This window comes from Mycobacterium sp. TH-M82, assembly GCF_057473605.1.
In genome coordinates, this window is record NZ_JBYCKY010000036.1 from 1 (window position 1) to 1,051 (window position 1,051).

At 68.9% G+C, this 1,051-nt stretch carries 2 protein-coding genes; both read left to right on the forward strand.

Translation table 11 applies throughout. The features are described 5' to 3' along the window. The coding region (locus AC2VON_RS01180; protein ID WP_486951312.1) for a cytochrome P450 at window positions 1-190 on the forward strand (190 nt) is incomplete at its 5' end. A 2-nt stretch (window positions 191-192) separates the two neighbouring features. Further along, window positions 193-1,051, forward strand: an 859-nt coding sequence (locus AC2VON_RS01185; protein WP_486951313.1) for a cytochrome P450 family protein, incomplete at its 3' end; no start/stop codon positions are given.

A 1,051-nucleotide genomic window follows, 5' to 3' on the forward strand; every position in this document is an offset into this window, starting at 1 on the left:
GCACTGGGGGTTCGGGGGCGGACCGCACCGCTGCCTGGGCTCCCACCTGGCACGGATGGAACTGACCATCATCGTCGGCGAGTGGCTCAGGCAGATCCCCGACTTCGACCTCCCCGACGGCTACGTCCCGGCGATCCCATTCCCGTCGAAAACCTTCGCGCTCACGTCATTGCCGCTGCGCTGGAACTGACCATGAGTACGCGCGCAGAACATCAGTCGGGTGCATTCCGGCTGCCGCGCCTGGAGTACGCGACCTTACCGCTCAGCACAGACCGCGGCGCCGGCTGGAAGGTGCTGCGGGACACCGGTCCGGTCGTGTACATGAACGGCCACTACTACCTGACCCGACGCGAGGACGTGCTGGCTGCTCTGCGCGACCCCGCGCTCTTCTCGGCACGACTGGCGCTGCAGCCCCCCGGCAGTCCGGTGCCGGTGGTGCCGCTGGCGTTCGACCCGCCCGAGCACACGTTCTACCGCACGATCCACGACCCCTACATCAGCCCGCAGGCGGTGGGCAGATCCCGGCCCGTGCTGCAGCGCCACGCCGCCGAGATGGTCGCGGAGCTGGCCGGCCGCGGTGGGTGCGAAGCGATGGCCGACTTCGCCCGTCTTTACCCGTTCCAGGTGTTCATGGAACTCTACGGGCTGCCACCCGAGGATCGGGACCGCGTGATCGGGTGGAAGGACGCTGTGGTCGCCGGCAGATCCGCGGCGGGCCAGGGCGAGGAGTTGCTGGGGTATTTCGCGGACGCCATCGAGCGACGCCGCGGCAGCCGGGGTGCCGACATGCTGTCGCAGATGATGCACGGGCCCGGCGAACTCAGCGACCTCGAAGTGCTCGGCGCGGTCTTCCTGCAGATCCTGGCCGATTTGGACGTGGTGGCGGCGACGATCGGGTTCTCGCTGTTCGAGCTGGCACGACGACCCACGCTGCGCGCCCAGCTGCGCGATGACACCAAGCAGGTCAGAGCGTTCATCGAGGAGATCGTCCGGCTCGAACCCTCGGCGCCGGTGGTGGCCCGGGTCACCACCGGCTATGTCGAGGTGGGCG